The sequence below is a fragment of the Streptomyces sp. NBC_01267 genome, assembly GCF_036241575.1.
Lineage (GTDB): Bacteria > Actinomycetota > Actinomycetes > Streptomycetales > Streptomycetaceae > Streptomyces.
The window spans coordinates 7855082-7861081 of sequence record NZ_CP108455.1 but is presented as its reverse complement, the minus strand read 5'-3'; the positions used below and the strand labels follow the sequence as shown (position 1 = coordinate 7861081).

At 67.0% G+C, this 6000-nt stretch carries 4 protein-coding genes; all 4 read left to right on the top strand.

What is annotated here, in order from left to right; translation table 11 throughout:
- Window positions 1-435 precede the first annotated feature (435 nt).
- On the top strand, window positions 436-981 hold the full coding sequence (locus OG709_RS34915) for a hypothetical protein (protein ID WP_329169009.1): 546 nt from the start codon (window positions 436-438) through the stop codon (window positions 979-981).
- 14 nt (window positions 982-995) lie between these two features.
- Window positions 996-3662 (top strand): DEAD/DEAH box helicase, encoded by a 2667-nt coding sequence (locus tag OG709_RS34910; protein WP_329169008.1) that lies wholly within the window; start codon window positions 996-998, stop codon window positions 3660-3662.
- A gap of 627 nt (window positions 3663-4289) precedes the next feature.
- On the top strand, window positions 4290-5255 hold the full coding sequence (locus tag OG709_RS34905; RefSeq protein WP_326693415.1) for a hypothetical protein: 966 nt from the start codon (window positions 4290-4292) through the stop codon (window positions 5253-5255).
- Window positions 5256-5301: 46 nt separating this feature from the next.
- The gene (locus tag OG709_RS34900; RefSeq protein WP_329169006.1) at window positions 5302-5937 is read left to right on the top strand and encodes a GNAT family N-acetyltransferase; all 636 of its coding nucleotides are present in this window, start codon (window positions 5302-5304) and stop codon (window positions 5935-5937) included.
- Window positions 5938-6000: the final 63 nt, after the last annotated feature.

Genomic DNA, 6000 nt, shown 5'->3' with positions numbered 1-6000 from the left:
CCCACAGCGCTGCGCGCTGTGCAAGGGAGAGCGGTTCGCTTTGCTCACCGCACACCCGGCTTCGCCGGGTGTGGCCCTTGCGCTTCGCTTCAGGGCTGGCCGCTTTGCGGCTTGGCCTCGCTGCGCGAGGCAGGCCCGTTCCGGGCCTGGCTTCCCTGCTTTGCAGGGGAGGTGATGCCCACTTTGTGGGCTGGGCGGGTCCGCTTCGCTCCCCCGCTGGGCCCTTCCGGCTTCGCCTCCAGGGCCAGGTGGCCCGCTTCGCGGGCGACTGGCTGCGGGGTAGGACAACGGGTTTGCGAGTCGCGCTCTTCTGGAAGAATGCACATGTAGAGTTGGTGGAAGCAGGGCACATCCCCTGATGCTCAGAAGGGCTCTTCTTGGAAACGGAACGCGCATGTGGAACCGCCTTTTTGCGGCTTATCGAGGAGCTCGCTGATGTGGTGTGCGGATGACGTGGCCCGGGACGTGGTGCGCCGTCAGGGAGCAAGTCTGAGTGCGGCGGAGGTATCGGGGAAGGTGTCCGAGGCCGCGGTGCGGGAGCGTGAGACCGTCGGGGCACTGACGCGCTGGGCCCGGCAGTCGTCCGGGGAACTGCCGTATGAGGATCCGCAGCGCCTGGCCGAGGTGTGGAAGGCCAGGCATGCGGAGTGGCGGCGGGTCCGGGACTGGGTCGCCGCCGCTGGAACGGCTACGTATGCCCCTGAACAGAACAGCGTAGGCAGTGCATGGGCCCGTGAGCGTGTGGAGCGGCGTGCCGCCGTTCTCGCCGGCCACGCGGCCTGGATGGAGCAGCGGCGCGAGGCGAGGGACGAACTCGGTGCGGAGGTGTGGCTGGATGCCTCCACCGGCCGACGGCTCCGTGCGGTGGCCGAGGGCACGGGACTCGCCGCGGAGCAGGCCCTCGCCCAGCTCGCGCAGCACGTCGTGCTCCGCCCGGACGGCACCTTCCCCGTTCCGCTTTTCACTCCGGTCAATTCCTAGAAAAGGAACAGGGAATGTCTGCTATTCAGCTTCGGGAACACCAGGTGGATGCGAATGCGCGTATCCGGAAGTGGGTGGGGTTCCCTGCAAGAACGGCTGTGCCGGAGGGTGGTGCCCGTGCCACGGTCGTGTCGGCGACCGGGTCCGGCAAGACCATCACGGCCGCCTGGGCCGCGCTCGACAACTTCCGGGACGGGCGGATCCTCGTCATGGTCCCCACCCTGGATCTGCTCGTGCAGACCGCTCTGGTGTGGCGCCGAGTCGGGCACCAAGCGCCGATGGTCGCGGTGTGTTCGCTGGAAAAGGACGACGTCCTGGAGGCGCTCGGGGTGAACACGACCACGAACCCGATCCAGCTCGCCCTGTGGGCGGGACACGGGCCGGTCGTCGTGTTCGCCACGTACGCCTCCCTCGTGGACCGGGAAGACATCGATGCCCCCTTGGGTCAGGAGAAGGTGCGGGGTCCGCTGGAGGCTGCTCTCGCGGGCGGGGAGCGGCTGTTCGGTCAGTCCATGAGCGGCTTCGACCTCGCCATCATTGACGAGGCGCACTCTACGGCGGGTGATCTTGGCCGTCCGTGGGCGGCGATCCACGACAACGCCCGCATCCCGGCTGGCTTCCGGCTCTACCTCACCGCGACGCCCCGGATCCTTGCCTCGCCTCGGCCGCAGAAGGGGAGGGACGGGCAGGAGCTGGAGATCGCGAGCATGTCCTCCGATCCGGCAGGGCCCTACGGCGAGTGGATTTTCGAGCTGGGGCTCTCCGAGAGCGTCGAACGGGGCGTACTGGCAGGGTTCGAGATCGACGTGATCGAGATCCGTGACCCCGAGCCGGTTCTCGGTGTGTCCGAGGATGCGCTGCGCGGCCGGCGCCTCGCGTTGCTCCAGACCGCTCTGCTGGAGCACGCGGCCGCGCACAACCTGCGCACCGTGCTGACATTCCACCAGCGGGTTGAAGAGGCACGTGCGTTCGCGGAGAAGCTGCCCGAGACCGCGGCCGAGCTCTACGCCACGGAGGCATCGGACCGGTTCCTCAAAGAAGCTGCCAAGCTGACGACGTCTTCGATCAAGGCGAAGCACTACAAGCTGGAGCCCTACCGGCATGTACCGCCGGACCGGGTCTGGGCGGAGTGGCTGTGCGGGGACCACCTGGTGAGCGAGCGCAGGGAGGTCCTCCGCCAGTTCGCCAACGGCACCGACGCCGATAACCGCCGGGTGCACAGGGCGTTCCTCGCCTCCGTACGCATCCTCGGGGAAGGCATCGACATCGTCGGCGAACGCGGCGTCGAGGCCGTCTGCTTCGCCGACACCCGCGGCTCCCAGGTCGAGATCGTCCAGAACATCGGGCGGGCACTCCGGCCCAACCCGGACGGGACGACAAAGGTGGCCAGGATCATCGTCCCAGTGTTCCTTCAGCCCGGCGAAGACCCCACCGACATGGTCGCCTCCGCCTCGTATGCACCCCTTGTAGCCCTCCTCCAGGGACTCCGCTCTCATGACGAGCGCCTGGTCGAGCAGCTCGCCTCCCGCGCCCTGACACGGAGCAGCAGGGAACGGCCGGTGCACGTTCAGCGGGACGCGGACGGACGGATCATCAGGGCCGAGCGCGAGGGTGAGGGCAAGGTCGTCGAGCAGGAGGACGGGACCGAGGCCGTGGTGGAGTCGGCGTTGCTGCACTTCTCGACGCCGCGTGATCCTGCGACGATCGCGGCGTTCTTGCGGACCCGGGTGTTCCGGCCCGAGTCGCTGGTGTGGCTCGACGGATACCAAGCCCTGCGCCGGTGGCGTGAGGAGAACGAGATCACCGGGCTGTTCGCCGTGCCGTACGACACCATGGTCGAGGCCGGCGTCATCCAGTTCCCGCTCGGGCGGTGGGTACACCAACAGCGGCGTGCCCAGCGCGCCGGTGAACTCGACACCTACCGCAAAGAACTCCTCGACCAGGAGGGGATGGTGTGGGAACCGGGGGACGAGGCATGGGAGACGAAACTCGCCGCGCTCCGGTCGTTCCGCCGGGCCCACGGACACCTGGCACCCCGACAGGACGCCGTATGGGGCGAAGCCGACGACGACCTCGTGGCGATCGGACAACTCCTGGCCAACCTGAGGCGTAAAGAGGGCCTCGGCAAAGACCAGGAACGGGCCGAGACACGCGCCATGCAGCTGGCCGCCATCGATGAGGACTGGAACTGCCCATGGCCACTCGACTGGCAACGCCACTACCGGGTCCTCACCGACCTCACCGACACCGAAACCAACGGAACCCTCCCCGACATCCAACCCGGCGTCATCTTCGAAGGCGACGACCTCGGCAAATGGCTCGCACAGCAACGCCGGGCACACACCTGGACACAACTCTCCACCGAGCAGCAAGAACGGCTCTCCAGGCTGGGCGTAACACCCGACAAGCCCGCACCCGCCCCGGTGGCAACACGCGCGGTGAAGGAGTCGAGTGGACTGTCAGCACCGTTCCGGAAAGGAGTCGCAGCCCTCGCCCAATACCTCCACCGCGAAGGACACGAACGACCCATCCCCAGAAAACACGAGGAACCCGTCGACATCGACGGCCAGGAACACATCGTGAAACTCGGCGTCTTCATCAGCAACACCAAAAGCCGACGTGAACGCCTCACCCAGGAACAGCGCGAGGCCCTCGCCCAACTCGGGATGGAATGGGCGTAACACCGGCCACGGCGGGTCCTTGAACCGAGCGGAACGGCACTCACTCCATAAGAACTCTCGGACCCGAGGCAGCGTCACCCACCATGAGATAACGCCTCATAACAGCAAAATCTCTCACCTCATGACAGCGACACCAGACGATCCAAAACCGCTCCGACCAGCAACAACAACCCACGACAACAATCCCCACCACTGACACCAACCCGAGAGATCACACCACGGGCGTCCGAGACGGATTGTTCACCGAGTTTCGACGGCACCCTGCCTTCATCGTGGGCCCGGTCGTGTTCGACAAGGAGGGCCTGTCCGGTGGGGCCCGGCCGATATCGCCTGGCGGGTCGGTGCCCGGGTCGGGCAGGGTGGCGGGTGATGAGCGACGAGTACGAGATGTCATATGCCCACCCCGGCTCCGTCGAGGGCCTGCTGCAACGGGGCCGTGGTCTGGGCGCTATCCGAGCTCTCCGCGACCCGCAGGGAGTTGCCGTGTTCGTGTATGACGGAATCCGCTGTGACTGGCGGTTGGACGGGGTCGACGATCGGTCTTTGTACCTGGCACGGCTGATTCTGGACCTGGGGTTGTCCCCAACGCCAGTCGTGGACCAGCTGGCGGGGGACGAGGAGGCTTGCGTGCGGGCCTGCGAGGTGCTGGAGCTGCTGGCTCTCGCCGGATCGGGCGAAGCTAGGGAGGGGCTTCGGGCGTATGTCAGGCAAGGCGATCACTGGGTCCGCGTACTGGAGTCGGTATCAGCCTGCTGGCCACCGGAGTGGTGGGAAGACCTCCGTGACGTCGCATGTGCTCGGATCGGAGCAGAAGCCGAACTTCCGTGGTTCTCCGAGCCGTGGACGGGGTTCGGGATCGAGGTCCAGAGCCATCCGTTCGTTCCGCGGCCGTCACTGGCCGGGCTCAGCACCGCAGAGCTTTTCGCCCTGCTCGCCGACACCTGTACGGAAGATGCCACGAAGATCGACGCACTGCGTGCACTGAACGGCCGAGAGCCTGCTGAAGGGCTTATCCCGCTGATCCCCTCGTTGGGCACGTCGGACGGCCGCCGGCCCTTGCCCCTGCTCAGGCGGGCCGTTGAGCGCCTGGGCGCCCTCGCCGTACCGGCAGCGCACAGCTGGGCACGGGACGACTGCCCCTGGCTGGTGCAGCTGGGTGCGGACGTCCTGGCCGATCATCCCGGTCCCGAGGCTTTGCTGGGCCTCGTGGAAGAACTCGCCAAGCAGTGGGCGGCGCGGACCTGGTGCGGCCCCGACCGGACGGCCCGGCGCCTGGCCCGATTCGGGCCCGACGCTGCCGAAGCGGTGCCCTACATACGGCGTTTCTGGCTACGCACCCCGCACTCCTACGAGCGACCCGCGTACCTGGAGGCACTCGCCGCCATCGACCGGGGCGGCCTGGACTACGTGTACACCGAGTCTCTCTGGGACTGCGAGGAAAGGGCGCGGCTGCTGGGGATCGCCTCGGCACCCGCGAGCCCGGAGACCCTGGGGCGGATCGCCGTACTGCGCGATGATCCGATGGAGACGTCCGAGGTGCGAGCCGCGGCCCGAGCACGCCTGGTGGCCCCTTCCGGCCTGCGTCTGCCCTGAACCTGTTCGAACGAGCAGTTCCCGGCCTCCGATGCCTCCCGCTCTCATGAACAACGGCCTCGGACGAATCCGGGTCCCTCCCGATCTGCTGAACAGCCGCTGTCGAGACTTCGTGAACAAAGCCACCCGTGGCATGGTTGCTGCCATGACAGTTGACGCGGTTCCGGGCAGTGAGGTTGTACTCGAGACAAGTCGCCTGCTGCTCAGACCTTGGCGGGTAGCCGAGGCTGTCGTCCAGCGTGAGCTGTGGACCGAACGTGATCCACGAGTGCCGCCGCACCGCCGAATCGACGCGGACGGACACCCCACGGTCGCGCAACTTGAGGATTCGATCCGCAACAACCAACTGTGGTCGATCGGGTTGCTGGCGGTCGAGCGGAAGGCCTCTCACGACGTCATCGGCTACTGCGGGCTGGTCGACGGCGGGCGAGGATCGGTAGGGGAACCGGAACTGGCATTCGAGCTGCTACGCCGAGTTTGGCGTCAGGGATACGCGACCGAGGCCTCGTTGGCGGTTCTGGAATGGGCGAGATCATCTGGGTACGAACGTCTGTGGGCCACGGTCTGGGACTGGAACACCGCTTCTCGCCGTGTTCTGGCCAAGGTCGGATTCACCGAGACCGAGCGGAAAGAAGTGGACGCGGTGTACGGAACCAACCTGTTCACCACGAGACGGCTCTGACGCAGCCCACGTTGGCCTTGCGGACGGCTCCGTACAGTGGTGGCAGGTGTCCCCATGCTGAGT

What these genes read in the sequence shown, in the direction of transcription:
- OG709_RS34910 (WP_329169008.1), top strand. Translation starts at nt 996, where the DNA reads ATGTCTGCTATTCAGCTTCGGGAACACCAGGTGGATGCGAATGCGCGT.
- OG709_RS34900 (WP_329169006.1), top strand. Translation starts at nt 5,302, where the DNA reads ATGAACAACGGCCTCGGACGAATCCGGGTCCCTCCCGATCTGCTGAAC.
- OG709_RS34915 (WP_329169009.1), top strand. Translation starts at nt 436, where the DNA reads ATGTGGTGTGCGGATGACGTGGCCCGGGACGTGGTGCGCCGTCAGGGA.